Source organism: Cupriavidus sp. CPT47-8839-RL05A, assembly GCF_058792255.1.
This window is the reverse complement of record NZ_JBYTEG010000024.1, coordinates 1-17,516: the sequence shown is the minus strand read 5'-3', so window position 1 is coordinate 17,516 and position 17,516 is coordinate 1. Positions and strand designations below refer to the sequence as shown.

The window sequence follows — 17,516 nt, the reverse complement described above, 5'->3', positions numbered from 1 at the left end:
GCGGTCGTCAGCCGATCCGCTTGAGCTGTTGCTTGTACATGGCCTGCCGGGTGGCGTAGGTCTCGGCGTTGCGGTACAGGTTGGCGACGTCGGCGTCGGTCAGCTGGCGCACCACCTTGGCCGGCGCGCCCAGGATCAGAGAGCGGTCCGGGAAGACCTTGCCTTCGGTCACCACGGCACCGGCGCCGACCAGGCATTCCTTGCCGATCACGGCGCGGTTCAGGACCACGGCCTGGATCCCGATGAGCGAGCCTTCGCCCACGGTGCAGCCATGCAGCATGGCCTGGTGGCCGATCGAGACCTTGTCGCCCAGGGTCAGCGGGCAGCCCGGGTCGGTATGCAGCACCGAGCCTTCCTGGATGTTGGTGTCCTCGCCCACCACGATCGGTTCGTTGTCGCCGCGGATCACGACACCGGGCCAGGCGCTGGCGCGGGACTTGAGGGTCACGTTGCCGATGACGGTGGCTTCGGGGGCCACGTAGGCATCGCTGTCGATATTGGGCTTGACGTCGCCGAGCTGGTAAAGCGCCATGAGGTCTCCTGCACGAAAGGCTTTTGTTGAAGTGGGGGTTGCCGCCGGACTTTAAAGGGCCAGGGTGGGGGGCGGGCGCGCGGCGCCACGGCGACTGCGCGGCTTGCCCGGCAGTCGGGCACCGGCCAGGCCCTACAATGGCGGCAGACCCGGATTTTACGCTCATGCCAGAAAAAACACCCGCCGCCGCCTCGCCTGAACCGTCACTTTCGCCGCGCCAGCAGGCGCTGGCGGTGCTGTGCATGACGGATCCCCGGGAAAAGTCCGTGGCGGCGCGGGCACTTTACCGCCATGTGACGACATTGCCGGACGAGGCGCTCGCCGCCGGCGAGGCGATCCAGGCCGGTGCCGGCCAGGCCATCCCCGGCCGCCCCGCGCGGCCGCCGCTGGTGGCGCCGCAGGACGTCGAGCGGCGCCGCTCGCTGCATACCCCGGCCGGGCGCGCGGCGATGATCCATGCGCTGTGCCATATCGAGTTCAATGCCATCAACCTGGCGCTGGACGCGGCCTGGCGCTTCGCCGGCATGCCGCCCGGCTACTACCGCGACTGGCTGCGCGTGGCCGATGAAGAGGCGTACCACTTCACGCTGCTGGCCGACCACCTTGGCACGCTGGGCGCGGCCTATGGCGACTTCCCTGCCCACGACAGCCTGTGGGAGATGACCGACAAGACCGCCGGCGACGTGCTCGCGCGCATGGCGCTGGTGCCGCGCACGCTGGAGGCGCGCGGGCTCGATGCCTCGCCGCCGGTGCGCGCCAGGCTCGCCGGCGCCGGCGACCACGCCGCCGCGGCCATCATCGACATCATCCTGCGCGACGAGGTCGGCCACGTCGCCATCGGCAACCACTGGTACCGCTGGCTGTGCGCGCGGCGCGGCCTGGACCCCGTTGCCACCTACGCGCAGCTGGCCGGGCAGTACCGCGCGCCGAAGCTGCGCGGGCCGTTCAATCTCGAGGCGCGGCGCGCTGCGGGCTTCGATGAAGACGAACTGGCCTGGCTGGAGGCATCGGCCGGTTAGGCTTGCCGTCCCACACCTCAGCCGCGCGCGGGAAAGCCATGCCTGCGCGCCGACCAGACCACCAGCCAGGTTGCGGCGAGCAGGGCAGCCAGCACGGGCGGGAATGCGCCGATGCCGACGCCATCGAGCAGCATCCCGCCGATGACGCCGCCGCCGGCGATGGCAATGTTCCAGGCCGTGACCAGCATCGACTGGGCCACGTCCGCGGATTTGCCGGCGGTCTTCGCCAGCGCCGTCTGGAATAGCGTGGAAACGCCGCCGAAGCCCAGGCCCCAGATCGCGGCCGCGGCATAGACCACGGCCGGGTGCCCGCCTCCGGCCCCAAGCGCCAGCACCGCAAGCCCGAACAGCAGCGTGCTGGCCAGCGTCAGCGCCCGCAGCCACCGGTCGATCAGCACGCCGGTGATCCAGATGCCGGCGAGCGAGGCCAGCCCGAACACGAACAGGACCAGGTCAAGCCGTGCCCCGGCGTTGCCGGCTCGCAGGAACGGCGCGATATAGGTGTAGAGGATGTTGTGCGCCAGCACGAAGGCGAGCGTCACGAACAGCACCGGACGCACGCCCGGCACGGTGAACACGCGCGCGATCGGCAGCCGCTGGCCGGCGGGCTGGCCGGCAAAATCCGGCACGCTGGCCAGCACCCAGGCAATCAGTCCCAGCGTCAGCACGCTGATGATGCCGAAGCACGCGCGCCAGCCCATGAGCGCACCGAGGAAGGTCCCGGATGGCACGCCCAGCGACAAGGCCAGGGGGATGCCAACCATCGCGACAGCAATGGCACGACCCTTGAGGTGATCGGGAACCATGCGCGCGGCATAGCCAGCCAGCAGCGCCCACAGCAGTCCGGCCGAGACCCCCGCAAGGAAGCGCGCCGCCATGGTCAGGACATAGTTGCCGGACCAGGCCGTCACGGCGTTGGCGACGGCAAAGCCCGCGATCGCAAGCAGCAGCAGCGGCCGTCGCCGCAGCCCTTGCGTGGCCGCCGTCAGCGGCATGGCGGCCACCAGTGAACCGAAGGCGTAGATGGTGACGAGCTGGCCGGCAAGCGGCTCGGAGATGGCAAGGCCCGCGCCGATCTGCGGCAGCAGCCCCGCCGGCAAGGCCTCGGTCAGGACGGTGATGAAGCCTGCGACGGCAAGCGCAAGCAGTGCCGGAAGCGGTAGCCGCGCAGGCTGCGCGTCCGGCTGTGCATTGTTCGCAAGCGAGTTGGTGGCTGTGGTCATGTTGGCGCCTGGATAAGGGGGTGATGTGTTGCTTGGATGGTTACGCGGCTGTGGGGGCGACACCGTAGACCGCGTCGCGCAGGTCGGTGACAAAGCGGCCGGACATGCCCTCGTACAGCGTGTTGGTGAACGCCACCACGCTCAGCCCCTGGCTGCGGTCGACGAACCAGGCGTGGCCGTAGGCGCCGCCCCAGCGCCAGGTGCCGGCAGCTTCCGGGGAGCCCGCCCGGCGCGGATCGCGCAGCACCGAGAAGCCCAGCCCGAAGCCGGTTCCCGGCGCATCGGGCAGGTCCAGGCCGCCAGTCTGGTTGCGCGCCATGTCCTCGACCAGGGCGGATGGCAGCAACGCGCCGCCGCCCTGGCGCAAGTTCTCCAGCAGGCGCAGGAAGTCGTGCGCCGTGCCCGCCATGCCCGCCCCGCCGGAGGGGAAGGCCTGCGCATTGAAGATGCGTGCGGGGCTGTAGGGAATGCCAACCGTGCCTTCGAGCACGGGCACGGTTTCGCCTTCGCGCAGGCGGTGCGGGTGCGGGCTGTCATTCACATACGGGGTCGGCACGCGGTGCGCATCGCGTGCCACGAAGCCGGTGTCGGCCATGCCCAGCGGGCCGGTCACCAGCTGGCTCACGGCCATGTCCAGCGGCGTGCCATGGACGCGCTCGATCAGTGCGCCCAGCACGTCGGTCGCGAGCGAGTAGCCCCACGCGGTACCCGGTTCGTACAGCAAGGGCACGCTGGCGATGCGCCGCAGGTTTTCCGCCAGGCTGATGGTGGTGTCGTCCATGCCGTCGGAGATGCCGGCGCGCGCATAGGGTCCGTCTTCATCGGACTCGAAGAAGCGATAGCCCAGCCCCGCGGTATGGCTGAGCAGCTGCCGCGCCGTGATACGTGCCGGTCGGCCATCGGCAAGGCGCGGGTGGAATTCAGGCAGCCAGCGGTCGATACCCTGGTCAAGCTCGAGACGGCCTTGTGCGACCAGCACCAGTGCCGCCACGGAGACGATCGGCTTGCTTACCGAAGCCAGCCGGAAGACCGCATCCATGCGCATCGGCTGTCCGCTTTCCCGATCGGCCAGGCCTGCCGCCTGCTGGTGGACCAGTTCGCCGTCACGGCTGACCAGCACGACGGCGCCGACCAGTCGCCGTTGCTCCAGCGCCTGCCGGACCACGGCGTCGATGCGCGCACTCAGGGGCGCGGGGAATGCAGGGGACACGCCCGGGGGCGGTGCAATCGTGGGGAGGGACACAGCGAATCCTTGTTCAATGAACCACCCGCTCACGATAAGGACCCGGCCATTAAAGAAAAAGTGGGCTACAGTTCCTTTTTCTCCGGAACTTTGTGTCCGCAATCGGGGGCATCATGGACAGCCTCAGTGGCTTCGCAGTGTTTGTGCAGGTGGCCGAGACCCGCAGTTTTGTCGCAGCAGGGCGCTTGCTTGGGGTGTCGGCCTCCGCCGTCGGCAAGAGCGTGGCGCGGCTGGAAGAAAGGCTCGGCGTACGGCTGTTCCACCGCAGCACGCGCAGCGTGACGCTGACCGCCGAAGGCACGCTGTTCCTGGAGCGCAGCCGCCGCGTGCTCGCCGAGATCGAAGCGGCGGAGCTGGAGCTGGCCGAAGCCACCGCGGCGCCGCGCGGCCGCCTGCGGGTGAGCCTGCCGCTGGTCAGTTCACTGGTCTTGCCCGTGCTGGGCGACTTCATGCGCGCGTATCCGGACATCGAGCTGGACCTGGATTTCACCGACCAGCTGGTCGATGTCATCGAGGAGGGCTTCGATGCGGTGGTCCGCACCGGCGAGCCCGCCGACTCGCGCCTGTCGGCGCGCAGGCTGGGTGCGTTCCAGGCGATGCTGGTGGCATCGCCCGGCTACCTCGCGCAGCGTGGCACGCCGAAGCTGCCTGCCGACCTGGCCGGGCATGCCTGCCTGCATTACCGCTTTCCCCACACCGGCAAGCTCGAGGCCTGGCCGCTGCGGCGCGCGCCGGGCGAGGCCGAGCTGGCGCTGCCGACATCGATGATCTGCAACAACATCGAGACGCGCCTGTGTTTTGCGCTGCGCGGCCTGGGTATTGCCTGCCTGCCGGATTTCGCCATCCGCGAGCAGCTCGCCGATGGCAGCCTGTGCCAGGTACTGGCTGGCCATGTGGGGCCGGCCAAGGCCTTTCACGTGCTCTGGCCGGCGAGCAGGCATCCCTCGCCCAAGGTGAGGGCGCTGGTCGATTTCCTCTGCGAGCGGGTCTTTCCTGCCTAGGCGCGCTTGCCCGCGCGCTCTTCCTCCAGCAAGCGCAGCACGCGCCGCTGGATCTTGCCGGTGGTGGTCATCGGCAGCTGGTCGATGAACTCGATCGCCTTCGGGTATTCATACGGCGCCAGCTGGCCGCGCACATGCGCCTGGAGCTCCGTGACCAGCGCCGCGTCGCCGTCGAACGAGCGCGCCACCGACGGCGTCAGCACCACGAAGGCCTTGACCACGGCGCCGCGCTCGGGGTCGGGCGAGGGCACCACGGCGCAGTTGGACACCGCCGGATGCTTGAGCAGGCAGTTCTCGATCTCGCTCGGCCCGATGCGGTAGCCCGAGGACTTGAACACATCGTCGGCACGCCCCTGGTACCACAGGTAGCCATCGGCATCGACGCGCGCCAGGTCGCCGGTGCGGCACCAGCGCAGGCCATCGCGCTCGGCGTACTTGCCCGCGGTGGCGGCCTCGTTCTTCCAGTAGCCGAGGAAGAACACCGGGTCCGGATGCCCGGCGCTGTCGGTGGCGCATACCGCGACCTCGCCGTCCTCGCCCGGCGCGCAGGGCCGGCCTTCGTCGTCGATCACCTGCACGCGGTGGCCCGGATAGGGACGCCCCATCGAGCCCGGCCGTGCCGGCCAGCCCAGCTGCTCGTCGTCGTTCTGCGCGGTGCAGTTGCCGACGATGTAGTTGATCTCGGTCTGGCCGAACATCTCGTTGACGATCACGCCCAGCGCATCGCGGCACCAGCCGAACACGGTCTCGCCCACGGCCTCGCCCGCGCTCATCAGCGCACGCAGCCTGATGTCGTAGCGCTGCCGCGGCTCGGGGCAGGCCTTCATCATCTGCTTGAGCGCGGTCGGGAACAGGAAGGTGTTGGTGACGGCGTAGCGCTCCAGCAGCTCGAAGGCGCGCTCGGCGGAGAAGCGGCCCTGGTAGCCGACGATGGGCTTGCCGAAATACAGCGCCGGCATCAGCGCATCCCACAGGCCGCCGGTCCAGGCCCAGTCGGCCGGGCTCCAGAACACGTCGTCGTCCTGCGGATACCAGTTCTGCGAGCAGACGAAGCCGGTCAGGTTGCCGATCAGCGCGCGGTGTGGAATCAGCGCGCCCTTGGGCGGGCCGGTGGTGCCGCTGGTGTAGATCAGCACCGCGGCCTCGTCGGCCTTGGTCTGCTCGGCGACAAAAGTCGGCAGCTGCGCGGCCAGCAGCACTTCCCAGTCGTGGTCGCCGCGGCCATGCGCGCCGCCGGCGGCAATCACGGTGGCCAGCGTCGGGCATTCCGGGCGCGCGGCCAGCACATTGTCGATGGAAGTCTCGTCGGCAATCGCCACGTTGGCTTCGCTGTGTGCGATACGGTAGGCCAGCGCCTCGGGCCCGAACAGCATCGACAGCGGCATGGCGATTGGCGCCGAGCTGGTAGATCGCCATATGCGCGATCACGGTCTCGATCCGCTGCGGCATCACGATCGCCACGCGGTCGCCGCGTGCCACGCCCAGTGCGCGCAGCGCCGCCGACAGCCGGTTGGCTTCGGCCTGGATATGGGCAAAGGTATGCGCGTTGCGGCGGCCGTCCTCGTGCTCGGTATAGACCGCGATGCGGTCCATCGCGGCCGGGTCGCGCGCCCAGCGCCCGCAGCAGGCCTCGGCGATATTGAAATGCGGGGGGATTTCCCAGCGGAAGGATTCATACAGGGCGCGATAGTCGTCGCGCCGGCTTGCCGGCAAGGCAGCTAAGGCCATCCAAAGTCTCCGGTAGGTCCGGCTCGCGCGGCCACGGCGCCCCCGGGATGGCGGCGACCGCTATAATGCGCACAAGCGAACGATCGTTCTATTTTGTGTGGGCTTCCCTCGCCAGCCCCCGTGGCGCCGCGCCCGGCGGCAGGAAGACCCGCGCGCAAGGGTGGAGACAATGACAATCAAGGAAACCTCGCGGTCTGAATTTATCACGTTGCGCGGGCTGCGCTACCACGTGCGCCACTGGGGCCAGCCCGGCGCGCGCAAGCTGTTCATGCTGCATGGCTGGATGGATGTGGCCGCGTCGTTCCAGTTCCTGGTCGACCACCTGCGCGGCGACTGGCATGTGATTGCGCCTGACTGGCGCGGGTTTGGCGAGACCGACTGGCCCACGCGCTACCCGGGCACGCAGTCGTACTGGTTCGCGGACTATATCGCCGACCTCGAGGCCTTGCTCGACCATTACGAGCCCGACGGCCAGGTCGACCTGGTCGGCCACAGCATGGGCGCCAACGTGATCTGCCTGTATGCCGGCATCCGCCCGCAGCGCGTGCGCCGCGTGGTAGACCTGGAGGGCTTCGGCATGACGGCGACGCGGCCGGTGCATGCACCGAAGCGCTATGCGCGCTGGCTCGACGAACTGCGCACCGGCTCGGCGCTGAAGACGTATGACAGCGTGGACGGCGTCGCTGCCCGGCTGCAGAAGACCAACCCGCGCCTGCCCGACGACCGTGCCGCCTTCCTGGCCGCGCACTGGTCGCGACGCAATGCGGAGGGCCGCTGGGAGATCCTGGGAGATCCGGCGCACAAGCTGGTCAACCCGATGCTGTACCGGCTCGATGAGGTGATGGCGATCTGGGAGCAGGTCAGCGCGCCAGTGCTGCATGTGGAAGCGCGCGATTCTGAAACGCTGCGCAATATCGCCCACAAGCAGGCCATCGACGAATTCAAGGAGCGCTTCCGCGCCTTCCGCGACTTCCGTGAAGCGATGGTCGATGACGCCGGCCACATGCTGCATCACGACCAGCCCGCCGCGGTGGCGGAGCTGGTGGAATCGTTCTGCAGCGCGGTGTGAGCGCTGGCGCCGCCGCTCAGGCGTGCGTCAGCTTTTCCTTCAGCGCGGCGTTGTTGCTGGTGTGCACGTGCACCAGCGCCTTTTCCGGGAAGGCGTAGTGGTAGGCGCGGCGCAATGCCAGCGCGGCCTCGTGGAAGCCTGACAGGATCAGCTTCTGCTTGTTGGTGTAGTAGGCGATATCGCCCGCGGCAAAGATGCCGCGGCGCGAGCTTTCATAAGTGGTGGTGTCGACCAGGATGCGGCCGGCGCGCATGTCCATGTCCCACTGCGCGATCGGGCCCGGCTCGGACACCAGGCCGTACAGCGCCACCAGTTCATCGGTGGGCAGCACCGTGCTGCCGTCGCGGGTGCGCACCTCGACCTCGGTCAGCGGGCCGTCCTGGCCTTCGGTGCGCAGGGCGCCGAGCATGCCGACCACGAAATCCATCTCGCCGGCCGCCACTGCCTCGCGCATTTCCGCGACGGTGCCGTCGGCCGCGCGGAAGCCTTCGCGCCGGTGCACCAGCGCCACGCGCGCGGCCACCTTGCGCAGCGCCAGCGCCCAGTCCAGCGCCGAGTCGCCGCCGCCGGCCACCACCACGCGCTTGCCGGCAAAGCGCGACACATCGCGCACGGCGTAGTGCACGTGGCGGCCTTCCAGTGCCGGCGCTTCCGGCAGCGATACACGCTGCGGCGCAAACGCGCCCGCGCCGGCGCAGATCAGCACCGCGGCGACATCGAAGCGCTTGCCGCCGTCAGTGGTGACCAGCAGGCGCTCATGGGCGGCATGCCCGTCAGGTGCCGGCTGCCGCGGGATTTCGGACAGGCTTTCCGCGCGCTGGCCGAAGTGCATCGGGAAATCGAACGGCGCGCATTGCTCCAGCAGCCGGTCGACCAGGTCCTGCGCCAGGCAGCCCGGCACGGCGGGGATGTCGTAGATCGGTTTTTCAGGATAGAGCTCGGTGCACTGGCCGCCGGCGCGGTCGAGCACATCGATCAGCTCGCATCTGAGGCCGAGCACGCCGGCCTGGAACGCGGCAAAGAGCCCGACCGGGCCGGCGCCCACGATCAGGACATCGGTGGTGGTGACGGGGGCTGGTGCGAGGGGGGTAGCGGTGGACATTGGGCATGGCGGGCACGCCAGGTGCCCGCAAAAATGACAGTGCAAGGCCCGACTATACCCCGCACATCGCCCGTTTCCGCCCACGCCAGCGTTGCCGGCAGGGCTTTGGCATGGCTTTCCAGGGGGCGCCGGCGTCACGCATGGAGGGGGCGACGGGAGTAGAATGGCCCCATGCAAAACGCCCACGCCATCAATGCCGACCTGCATTGCCATTCCACCGTGTCCGACGGCACGCTGGCGCCGCGCGCCATCGCGGAAATCGCCCGCGACGCGGGGGTCGCGTTCTGGGCCCTGACCGACCACGACGAACTGGGCGGGCAGGCCGAGGCGCGTGCCGCGGCCGAGGAATTCGGCATGTGCTATGTGCCGGGCGTGGAGATCTCGGTGACCTGGGCCGGGCAGACCGTGCACATCGTCGGCCTGCAGATCGACCCGCACTGCCCGGAACTGATCGACGGCCTGACCGATACCCGTTCGGGCCGCGCGCGTCGCGCGCGCGATATTGCCGACGCGCTGGCAAAAGTGGGCATCACCGGCGCCTATGAAGGGGCGCTGCAGCACGTGGGCAACCCGGACCTGATCTCGCGCACGCACTTTGCGCGCTGGCTGGTCGACCAGGGCCGTTGCGCCACCGTGGGCGAGGTCTTCAGCGAGTACCTGTCGGAAGGCCGCCCCGGCTATGTCGGCCACCGCTGGGCCAGCCTGGCCGACGCAGTCGGCTGGATCCGCGCCGCCGGCGGCATCGCCGTGATGGCGCACCCGGGCCGCTACAATTACACCGATACCCAGCACGACGCGCTGTTCGATGAATTCACCGCCCTGGGCGGTGGCGCCGTCGAGGTCGTGACTGGCAGCCACACGCCCGACCAGTACCGCCGCTATGCCGCGGTGGCCCGCCACTACGGGCTGCTGGCCTCGCGCGGCTCGGATTTCCACGGCCCCGGCGAAGGGCGCGTCGAGCTGGGCAAGCTGCCGCCGCTGCCGCCGACGGTGACGCCGGTCTGGCACGACTGGTAGGCGCAAGCCCGGCCTGGCCGGGGTACCCCCCAGATTCCGCTCCGATCTGTCTGAATCCGCCACCCTGGTCCATGTCACAGTACTTCGAGATCCATCCGCTCAATCCGCAGTCGCGCCTGGTCAAGCAGGCCGCCCAGATCCTGCAGAAGGGCGGCCTGATTGCGCTGCCGACCGATTCCAGCTATGCGCTGGCCTGCCGGCTCGACGACAAGGCCGCCGTCGAGCGCCTGCGCCGGCTGCGCGGTATCGATGACCGCCACCACCTGACGCTGATGTGCCGCGACCTGTCCGAGCTCGGCAACTTTGCCCGCGTCGACAACCGGCAGTACCGCTGGCTCAAGGGCGCCACGCCGGGCCCGTACGTGTTCATCCTGGAAGCGACCAAGGAGGTGCCGCGGCGGCTGTCGCACCCGGCGCGCAAGACCATCGGCGTGCGCGTGCCTGAACACGCGATTCCGCTGGCGTTGCTGGGCGAGACCGGCGAGCCGCTGATCTCGGCCACGCTGCAGATGCCGGGCGACGAAGAGCCGCTCAACGACCCGGCGGAAATCCGCGCGCGGCTGGAGAAGCAGCTTGACCTGGTGGTGTGCGGCGGCCCGGCGCCGGCGCAGCCGACCACGGTGATCGACCTGACCAGCGGCGAGCCCGAACTGATCCGCGCGGGCCGCGGCGACGTCGAGCGCTTCGGGCTCTGAGTTCCCCGGGCGCTGCCACCCCGCCTGGCGGGTGCACGAGCGTGCGCCTGGGCGGCGCCGGGCCGTTACAATAGGGACCATGGATTCCTCCCTTATCCAGACCTTCGCGGTCTATGCCCTGCCGGTGCTGTTCGCCATCACGCTGCATGAGGCCTCGCACGGCTACGTGGCCAAGCTTTTCGGCGACGACACGGCCTATGCGCTCGGGCGCGTCAGCCTGAACCCGATCCGCCATATCGATCCGATCGGCACCATCGCGGTGCCGCTGCTGCTCTATATCATGACCAGCGGCCAGTTCGTGTTCGGCTATGCCAAGCCGGTGCCGGTGGCGTTCGAGCGCCTGCGTAACCCGCGCTGGCACGGCATGTGGGTGGCGCTGGCCGGGCCGGCCAGCAATGTGGTGCAGGCCTTCGTCTGGGTGCTGCTGGCCATCGGCCTGACCTGGGGCGGCGTGCGCGAGCCGTTTTTCGGCGAGATGGCGCTGGCGGGCGTGCGCGTCAACCTGGTGGTGGCGGCCTTCAACCTGTTCCCGGTGCCGCCGCTGGACGGCGGCCGCGTGCTGACCGCGCTGCTGCCGCAGGGCATTGCCCGCGCGGTGTCGCGCATCGAGCCGTACGGCATCTTCGTGGTGCTGGCGCTGGTGGCCGCTGGCGTGATCACCACGATCTGGATGACGCCGGTGGTCAATGTGCTGATGTCGCTGATCGAGCTAATGCTGCGCCCGATCGTGATGCTGCTGCAGTGACGTGCCGGGGAACGCCATGACGCTATCGCATGCCGGGCTTTCGGCCCCCTCCCCCTGGGTTGCCCGCTGGGCCCACCTGCTGCGCCCCGGCGCGCGGGTGCTGGACCTGGCCTGCGGCAGCGGCCGCCATGCCGCCTGGCTGGCGGCGCGCGGCCACACGGTGCTGGCCGTCGACCGCGACGCCGAGGCCATCGCCGGCCTGCCGGCCGGCGTGACCGGCCGGGTGGCCGACCTGGAGCAGGGCGCCTGGCCGCTGGCCGGCGAGGCGCCGTTCGACGCCATCGTCGTCACCAATTACCTGCACCGGCCGCTGTGGCCGCACTTGGCGGCGGCGCTGGCGCCCGGCGGCATGTGGATTTATGAAACCTTTGCCGCGGGCAATGAAACCGTCGGCAAGCCGTCGCGGCCGGATTTCCTGCTGCGGCCGGGCGAATTGCTCGAAGTGGCGCGCCAGCATGGCCTGCGCGTGGTCGCCTATGAGGATGGCCTGGTCGAAGTGCCGAAAACAGCCTTCGTGCAGCGGATATGTGCGGTGCGCGAGGCGGCTGCCGGCGCCGATGCGCCCGCGCCGGCACGCTACCGGCTCGACGTCTGAGCCAGGCACGGCGCTGTCGGCGAGAATGCCGCTGCACACGTTGAAACAGTTGGTATCAACCCCTGTCCGGGCGGCGGTCGAAGCGGCCTGCGGTTCCGGTACAATCCCGTTATTCGCATCCCGAATTCCTTAACGTTATGACACAGATTACCGGCAGCATTGTCGCCATCGTTACCCCGATGCATGAAGACGGCAGCCTGGACTTCCCGGCCCTGCGCGCACTGGTCGACTGGCACGTGGCCGAAGGCACCGACGGCATCGTGATCGTGGGCACCACCGGCGAGTCCCCGACAGTTTCCGTCGAGGAGCACTGCGAACTGATCCGCGTTGCCGTGGAACAGGCCGGCAAGCGCATCCCGATCATCGCGGGCACCGGCGGCAACTCCACCAAGGAGGCCATCGAGCTGACCGCCTTCGCCAAGAAGGTGGGCGCCGATGCGTCGCTGCAGGTCGTGCCGTACTACAACAAGCCGACCCAGGAAGGCATGTACCGGCATTTCCGCACCATCGCCGAAGCGGTGGAGCTGCCGGTGCTGCTGTACAACGTGCCGGGCCGTACGGTCGCGGACATGAACAACGAGACCATCCTGCGCCTGGCGCAGGTGCCGGGCATCGTCGGCGTCAAGGAAGCGACGGGCAATATCGACCGCGCCGCGCAGCTGATCAAGGACGCGCCGGAAGGCTTTGCCATCTACAGCGGCGACGACCCCACCGCGGTTGCGCTGATCCTGCTGGGCGGCCACGGTAATATCTCGGTCACCGCCAACGTGGCACCGCGCAAGATGCACGAGATGTGCGTTGCGGCGCTCAAGGGCGACGTCGTCACCGCGCGCCGCCTGCACATGGAGCTGATCGGGCTGAACAAGGCCATGTTCATCGAGGCCAACCCGATCCCGGTCAAGTGGGCGCTCCAGCAGATGGGCAGGATGGAAGGCGGTATCCGCCTGCCGCTGACCCCTCTGTCCGAGGCCAACCACGACTATGTACGCAAGGCACTGGCCGCCGCCGGCCTGCTGGCCTGATCTTTCGCGGCGTCCTGCTGTCGCACCACCTACTAGGATTGCGTGTCAATGAAACTGAAGCTTAACCGCCGCGGCGCGACGCAAGTCCGCCGCGCCGCCCTGGTTGTGCCCGTGCTCGCCGCTGGCGTGATCACCGGCTGCAGCAGCATCAACGAAGCGATGCAGCCGGACAAGATCGACTACAAGTCGTCGGCCTCGAAGCGCACGCCTACGCTGGATATCCCGCCCGACCTGACCAAGCTGGAGGGCGATCGCCGCTATTCGGTGCCCGATGCGAACGGCACCTCGACGCTGTCGACGTACAGCCAGGCCACCAAGGTGCGCGAGCAATCCCCGAGCGAGAACGTGCTGCCCTCCGCCCAGGGCATCCGCATGGAGCGCGACGGCAACCAGCGCTGGCTGGTGATCAGCAACGGCATGCGCGGCGACCAGCTGTGGCAGCAGCTGCGCGGCTTCTGGCAGGAAAGCGGTTTCCTGCTGGTGCAGGACTCGCCCGAGACCGGCATCATGGAAACCGACTGGGCCGAGAACCGCGCCAAGATCCCGCAGGACATCATCCGCAACACCATCGGCAAGGTCTTCGACGGCCTGTACTCGACCTCGGAGCGCGACAAGTTCCGCACCCGCGTCGAGCGTTCGCAGAACGGCACGCTGGAGGTCTTCATCAGCCACCGCGGTGCGCAGGAGCAGCTGACCGGCATCGACAAGTCGAGCACGGTCTGGACTCCGCGTCCGGCCGATCCAGAGCTGGAAGCCGAATTCCTGTCGCGCCTGGCCCAGCGGCTGGGCGTGCAGAAGGAACAGGCCGACCGCATGGCCAAGAACCCGGCGGCGGCGGGCAATACCGCAGCCGCTTCGGGCACGGCCGCCGCTGCCGGCACCGCGGCCGCCGCTGGTGCCGATGGCGCCGCGCCGGCCAAGTCGTACCTGGCCCAGGTCAACGGCGCCCCGGCGCTGCAGCTGCCCGAGCCGTTCGACCGCGCCTGGCGCTCGGTCGGCCTGTCGCTGGACCGCGTGAACTTCACGGTTGAAGACCGCGACCGCGGCCAGGGCCTGTACTACGTGCGCTATGTCGACCCGCGCACCGTTGCCGACAGCCGTGGCTTCTTCTCCAAGCTGTTCACCAAGCCGGAAGATTCCAAGACCGCCAAGAAGTATCGCGTGTCGCTCAAGGGCACGGGCAGCGGCACGCTGGTGACGGTGCTCAACGATGCCGGCCAGCCTGAGAACGGCGAAATCGGCAAGCGCATCCTGTCGCTGATCGACGAGCAACTGCACTGAGCCGGCGCATGACTGCTGGCATGCCAGCCGGCCGTCCTGGCCGGTGCCTGGCGGGGAGGGCGCGGCCATGATGCGCTTCGCCTTCCTCGGCAGCGGCAGCGAGGGCAACTCGCTGCTGATCGAATCCCGCGAAGGCACCACCACCACGCGCGTGCTGCTCGACTGCGGCTTCGGCATCCGCGAGACCGCCCGGCGCCTGGAGCGCCTGGGCGTCGCGCCGGACCAGCTCGACGCCGTGCTGGTGACGCACGAGCATGGCGACCACGTCGGCTCGGCCTACGCCTTTGCTGCCCGCCACCGCCTGGCGGTGTACACCAGCCACGGCACCTGGCTGGCGACCTCGCACCTGCGCGGCGCCGATGCGGCCGACGTGCGCGTCTGCGGCGCCGACCATGCCTTTGCCATCGCCGGACTGCAGGTGCTGCCGTACACCGTGCCGCACGATGCGCGCGAGCCGCTGCAGTTCGTCTTGTCGGACGGGCAGGCAAGGCTAGGCGTGTTGACCGATGCAGGCATGGAGACGCCTTACGTGACGGCGCGCCTGGCAGGCGTGGATGCGCTGGTGCTGGAATGCAACCATGACCGCGAGATGCTGCGCAATTCGGTCTATCCGGCTTCGCTGAAGCGGCGCATCGGCGGGGACTTCGGCCACCTGGCCAATGAAGTGGCGGCCAGTATCCTGGCGCAAGTTGCCCATACCGGCCTGAACCGCGTGGTCGCGGCCCACCTCAGCAAGCAGAACAATACGCGTGACCTGGCAACGGGGGCGCTGGCAATGGCATTGGGTGCGTTGCCGTCCGAGGTGCTGGTGGCAGACCAGGACGAGGGCCTGGACTGGCAGGCGGTGCGCGCCTGAGGGATGCGTGGATTCAGCAGGGCGCAGTGCGGTAGCGGCGCCCAAATAAAAAAACCGGCCCGAAGGCCGGTTTTTTCATCGGTCAGGAAACGATTACTGCTTGGCAGCCGGAGCCGAAGCGTCAGCAGCCGGAGCCGAAGCGTCAGCAGCCGGAGCGGCAGCAGCCGGAGCGGCCGGGGCTTCAGCAGCGGGAGCCGAAGCTTCAGCAGCCGGAGCGGCAGCGGCCGGAGCAGCCGTGTCAGCGGCCGGAGCGGCAGCTTCTTCCTTCTTGCCGCAAGCGGCGAGAGCAACAGCGGCCAGCAGCGATGCGATCAGGAGAGACTTCTTCATTTTTCGTCCTTTAACTTGTAATAACGGAAAACAGGCGATGAATAATTACCGGTAATTATCGCTCTTGAACTGCAAAATAGAGGCCCTCCCGGGTCCCGACATATGCAATGGTCCACAGTACTAGCCAGCCAACGATTATATCCGCGTTTTCCCGGCTTGTGTAGCGCCGAAATTTACTGATTCGCAATGTTACGCATTATTACAGCCGCGGACCCAATTGCAGCCATCCTTCCAGCGTCCAGTGATGGAAAGTTTCCATCAGATCGGGTAGGCCCGCGCAAGCCGCAACATCTTCGCTACTAAGCTGCCGATAATCGGCCAACTTTTTCAGCCACTGCATCAGTTCGGCCGGCGGCTCGTAGGCTTCTCCATTGAGGAAGAAATTCGCGCGGTCGTAAAGCGCAATCGATGCCGATGGCAGTACTACACCATGGCGGGCCGCCAGTGTCGCATAACGGCGCAACGGCATGTCAGGTATCTCTGCAAATTCAACGCCAGGTTTGGGTTCGGACAGATGGCTGCCGAGGAATTCAGACACCATCTGGCTATTCCATTGCAACGCCTTGAGCCGCTCGGCGACTGCCTTGGTCATGCCGGCCGGCAACTGCGCGGGCCGCGTGGCGGCGCGCTCGCCGGCGTCGGCATAACGGCCGCCGAGGTCTTCGTTGTCTTCAACCGTTTCAGACAGCCAGGCCAGGAAATGCCCGGCCAGCTCGCGGTAGGCCGGCGCGCGGAAGCCGATCGAGCAGGTCATGCATTCACCCTCGGCAATGCCATCGTGCGCATATTGCGGCGGCAGGTAGAGCATGTCGCCGGGTTCGAGCACCCATTCCTGTTCCGCGTTGAAGTCGGCGAGGATCTTCAGCGGCATGTCCGGGATCAGCTCAAGGCTGGTCTGCGACGAAATGCGCCAGCGGCGCCGGCCCGAGACTTGCAGCAGGAACACATCGTAGGAGTCGAAATGCGGGCCCACGCCGCCGCCGTCGGTGGCGTAGCTGATCATCAGGTCGTCCAGGCGCGCGTCGGGCACGAAACGGAAGCGGCCCATCAGTTCCGCCGCGGCGGCGTCGTGCAGATTTACCCCTTGCACCAGCAGGGTCCACTGGCGGGCCTTGACGCCGGGCAGGTTTTCGCGCGCAAATGGGCCATGCGCGAGTTTCCAGCGGTTACGGAAGTGCGTCACCAGGCGCGATTCGACGTCATCGCTGTCGGCCAGGTCGAAAAGAGCCTCGCGCGACACAGGCGGCACGATTCCGGGTACTGCCTGTCGAATCAGCAGGGGCTTGCGATGCCAGATATCCCGCATGAATGCAGCAGGCGTCATGCCACCAAGCAGGTCGAGCGGAGTGTCTGGATCGACGGGGCCAGGGGGCAGGGCCTGCGCGTATAATGCGGAATCGTTCATGGAGTCAAGAATTGAAAATCGCTAAGAATACTGTGGTGTCCGTGATGTACAAGCTGTCGGACGCGCAAGGCAATCTGATCGAGGAGTCAGATGAAGCCATGGTTTATTTGCACGGCGGGTATGATGGCACGTTCCCCAAGATCGAGGAAGCGCTCGACGGTCATGACGCGGGCTTCGAGACCCAGCTGCAGCTGGAGCCGGAAGACGCGTTCGGCGACTATGACGCCGATATGGTGAAGGTCGAGCCGCGCAACCGCTTCCCCGAGCCGCTGGAAGTCGGCATGCAGTTCGAAGGCATGCCCGAAGATGGCGACGAAGAGGACTCCGTCATCTACACCGTGACCGACGTGGCCGAGGACAAGGTCGTGCTGGATGGCAACCATCCGCTGGCCGGCATGGCGCTGCGCTTCTGGCTGAAGGTCTCCGAAGTCCGCGAGGCCACCGCCGAGGAAATCGAGCACGGCCACGCCCATGGCGCCTCGGGCGTTGAAGTCGTCGATGAGGACGAGGACGACGACACGCCGCGCACGCTGCACTGATCGTATTTCCGCACCCGAAGAAAAAGCCGGCCGCAGCCGTAATGCCGTTCAGTTAAGACTGAACGGCATTTTTCATTGTTAGCCGCCGAAGCAGTTGTAAACCGCAAGCCGCAA

The 17,516-nt window shown here is 67.9% G+C and carries 17 protein-coding genes and 1 pseudogene; 11 read left to right on the top strand and 7 right to left on the bottom strand.

What is annotated here, in order from left to right:
• Nucleotides 1-7: 7 nt before the first annotated feature.
• The gene (locus tag AC3WVS_RS25460; RefSeq protein WP_010808992.1) at nt 8-532 is read right to left on the bottom strand and encodes a gamma carbonic anhydrase family protein; all 525 of its coding nucleotides are present in this window, start codon (nt 530-532) and stop codon (nt 8-10) included.
• 137 nt (nt 533-669) lie between these two features.
• Between AC3WVS_RS25460 and AC3WVS_RS25455 the strand changes: the two genes are divergently transcribed.
• Nucleotides 670-1,551: a ferritin-like domain-containing protein gene (locus AC3WVS_RS25455; RefSeq protein WP_492320830.1), complete on the top strand. Its 882-nt coding sequence runs from the start codon at nt 670-672 to the stop codon at nt 1,549-1,551.
• A 17-nt stretch (nt 1,552-1,568) separates the two neighbouring features.
• Here the strand turns inward: AC3WVS_RS25455 and AC3WVS_RS25450 are convergent, their stop codons facing one another.
• Both AC3WVS_RS25450 and AC3WVS_RS25445 read right to left on the bottom strand, forming a co-directional pair.
• Complete coding sequence (locus AC3WVS_RS25450; RefSeq protein WP_492320829.1) at nt 1,569-2,774, bottom strand: MFS transporter; 1,206 nt, start codon at nt 2,772-2,774, stop codon at nt 1,569-1,571.
• Between the two features lie 40 nt (nt 2,775-2,814).
• A complete protein-coding gene (locus tag AC3WVS_RS25445; protein WP_492320828.1) occupies nt 2,815-4,017 on the bottom strand; it encodes a serine hydrolase domain-containing protein in 1,203 nt (400 codons plus the stop codon).
• A gap of 113 nt (nt 4,018-4,130) precedes the next feature.
• Here AC3WVS_RS25445 and AC3WVS_RS25440 point away from each other — a divergent pair, with 113 nt between their 5' ends.
• The gene (locus AC3WVS_RS25440; protein WP_492320827.1) at nt 4,131-5,018 is read left to right on the top strand and encodes a LysR family transcriptional regulator; all 888 of its coding nucleotides are present in this window, start codon (nt 4,131-4,133) and stop codon (nt 5,016-5,018) included.
• On the opposite strand, the pseudogene AC3WVS_RS25435 reads toward AC3WVS_RS25440, so the two are convergent.
• A pseudogene (locus AC3WVS_RS25435) lies at nt 5,015-6,746 on the bottom strand (acetate--CoA ligase). The gene AC3WVS_RS25440 and the pseudogene AC3WVS_RS25435 sit on opposite strands and share 4 nt — an antisense overlap.
• A gap of 169 nt (nt 6,747-6,915) precedes the next feature.
• Here AC3WVS_RS25435 and AC3WVS_RS25430 point away from each other — a divergent pair.
• Entirely contained in the window at nt 6,916-7,815 is a 900-nt protein-coding gene (locus AC3WVS_RS25430) for an alpha/beta fold hydrolase (protein WP_492320826.1), read from the top strand.
• A 16-nt stretch (nt 7,816-7,831) separates the two neighbouring features.
• Here the strand turns inward: AC3WVS_RS25430 and AC3WVS_RS25425 are convergent, their stop codons facing one another.
• Entirely contained in the window at nt 7,832-8,917 is a 1,086-nt protein-coding gene (locus AC3WVS_RS25425) for an NAD(P)/FAD-dependent oxidoreductase (protein ID WP_492320825.1), read from the bottom strand.
• A 171-nt stretch (nt 8,918-9,088) separates the two neighbouring features.
• Between AC3WVS_RS25425 and AC3WVS_RS25420 the strand changes: the two genes are divergently transcribed.
• The 7 genes from AC3WVS_RS25420 to AC3WVS_RS25390 all read left to right on the top strand — a co-directional run bounded on the left by AC3WVS_RS25420 (nt 9,089) and on the right by AC3WVS_RS25390 (nt 15,128).
• Entirely contained in the window at nt 9,089-9,934 is an 846-nt protein-coding gene (locus AC3WVS_RS25420; protein ID WP_492320824.1) for a 3',5'-nucleoside bisphosphate phosphatase, read from the top strand.
• 71 nt (nt 9,935-10,005) lie between these two features.
• Nucleotides 10,006-10,629, top strand: a complete 624-nt coding sequence (locus AC3WVS_RS25415; protein WP_492320823.1) for an L-threonylcarbamoyladenylate synthase — start codon at nt 10,006-10,008, stop codon at nt 10,627-10,629.
• Nucleotides 10,630-10,708: 79 nt separating this feature from the next.
• A complete protein-coding gene (locus AC3WVS_RS25410) occupies nt 10,709-11,374 on the top strand; it encodes a site-2 protease family protein (RefSeq protein ID WP_492320822.1) in 666 nt (221 codons plus the stop codon).
• 16 nt (nt 11,375-11,390) lie between these two features.
• Nucleotides 11,391-11,969, top strand: a complete 579-nt coding sequence (locus AC3WVS_RS25405) for a class I SAM-dependent methyltransferase (RefSeq protein WP_492320821.1) — start codon at nt 11,391-11,393, stop codon at nt 11,967-11,969.
• Nucleotides 11,970-12,106: 137 nt separating this feature from the next.
• The gene (gene dapA, locus AC3WVS_RS25400) at nt 12,107-12,991 is read left to right on the top strand and encodes a 4-hydroxy-tetrahydrodipicolinate synthase (protein WP_010808980.1); all 885 of its coding nucleotides are present in this window, start codon (nt 12,107-12,109) and stop codon (nt 12,989-12,991) included.
• 48 nt (nt 12,992-13,039) lie between these two features.
• Nucleotides 13,040-14,272, top strand: a complete 1,233-nt coding sequence (bamC, locus tag AC3WVS_RS25395; RefSeq protein ID WP_492320820.1) for an NlpB/DapX family lipoprotein — start codon at nt 13,040-13,042, stop codon at nt 14,270-14,272.
• A 67-nt stretch (nt 14,273-14,339) separates the two neighbouring features.
• Complete coding sequence (locus AC3WVS_RS25390) at nt 14,340-15,128, top strand: MBL fold metallo-hydrolase (RefSeq protein ID WP_492320819.1); 789 nt, start codon at nt 14,340-14,342, stop codon at nt 15,126-15,128.
• A 93-nt stretch (nt 15,129-15,221) separates the two neighbouring features.
• Here the strand turns inward: AC3WVS_RS25390 and AC3WVS_RS25385 are convergent, their stop codons facing one another.
• Together AC3WVS_RS25385 and AC3WVS_RS25380 are read right to left on the bottom strand one after the other, a co-directional pair.
• Complete coding sequence (locus tag AC3WVS_RS25385; protein WP_037024358.1) at nt 15,222-15,458, bottom strand: hypothetical protein; 237 nt, start codon at nt 15,456-15,458, stop codon at nt 15,222-15,224.
• Between the two features lie 199 nt (nt 15,459-15,657).
• Nucleotides 15,658-16,863, bottom strand: coding sequence for a JmjC domain-containing protein (locus AC3WVS_RS25380; protein ID WP_492320818.1), 1,206 nt, complete (start codon nt 16,861-16,863; stop codon nt 15,658-15,660).
• Between the two features lie 11 nt (nt 16,864-16,874).
• Between AC3WVS_RS25380 and AC3WVS_RS25375 the strand changes: the two genes are divergently transcribed.
• Nucleotides 16,875-17,402: an FKBP-type peptidyl-prolyl cis-trans isomerase gene (locus AC3WVS_RS25375; protein WP_026201125.1), complete on the top strand. Its 528-nt coding sequence runs from the start codon at nt 16,875-16,877 to the stop codon at nt 17,400-17,402.
• Nucleotides 17,403-17,516 lie beyond the last annotated feature (114 nt).

Bases quoted from the DNA above. Each gene is read 5' to 3' on its own strand.
- AC3WVS_RS25460 (WP_010808992.1), bottom strand. From the start codon at position 532: ATGGCGCTTTACCAGCTCGGCGACGTCAAGCCCAATATCGACAGCGAT.
- AC3WVS_RS25455 (WP_492320830.1), top strand. From the start codon at position 670: ATGGCGGCAGACCCGGATTTTACGCTCATGCCAGAAAAAACACCCGCC.
- AC3WVS_RS25450 (WP_492320829.1), bottom strand. From the start codon at position 2,774: ATGACCACAGCCACCAACTCGCTTGCGAACAATGCACAGCCGGACGCG.
- AC3WVS_RS25440 (WP_492320827.1), top strand. From the start codon at position 4,131: ATGGACAGCCTCAGTGGCTTCGCAGTGTTTGTGCAGGTGGCCGAGACC.
- AC3WVS_RS25430 (WP_492320826.1), top strand. From the start codon at position 6,916: ATGACAATCAAGGAAACCTCGCGGTCTGAATTTATCACGTTGCGCGGG.
- AC3WVS_RS25425 (WP_492320825.1), bottom strand. From the start codon at position 8,917: ATGTCCACCGCTACCCCCCTCGCACCAGCCCCCGTCACCACCACCGAT.
- AC3WVS_RS25420 (WP_492320824.1), top strand. From the start codon at position 9,089: ATGCAAAACGCCCACGCCATCAATGCCGACCTGCATTGCCATTCCACC.
- AC3WVS_RS25415 (WP_492320823.1), top strand. From the start codon at position 10,006: ATGTCACAGTACTTCGAGATCCATCCGCTCAATCCGCAGTCGCGCCTG.
- AC3WVS_RS25410 (WP_492320822.1), top strand. From the start codon at position 10,709: ATGGATTCCTCCCTTATCCAGACCTTCGCGGTCTATGCCCTGCCGGTG.
- AC3WVS_RS25405 (WP_492320821.1), top strand. From the start codon at position 11,391: ATGACGCTATCGCATGCCGGGCTTTCGGCCCCCTCCCCCTGGGTTGCC.
- dapA (WP_010808980.1), top strand. From the start codon at position 12,107: ATGACACAGATTACCGGCAGCATTGTCGCCATCGTTACCCCGATGCAT.
- bamC (WP_492320820.1), top strand. From the start codon at position 13,040: ATGAAACTGAAGCTTAACCGCCGCGGCGCGACGCAAGTCCGCCGCGCC.
- AC3WVS_RS25390 (WP_492320819.1), top strand. From the start codon at position 14,340: ATGATGCGCTTCGCCTTCCTCGGCAGCGGCAGCGAGGGCAACTCGCTG.
- AC3WVS_RS25385 (WP_037024358.1), bottom strand. From the start codon at position 15,458: ATGAAGAAGTCTCTCCTGATCGCATCGCTGCTGGCCGCTGTTGCTCTC.
- AC3WVS_RS25380 (WP_492320818.1), bottom strand. From the start codon at position 16,863: ATGAACGATTCCGCATTATACGCGCAGGCCCTGCCCCCTGGCCCCGTC.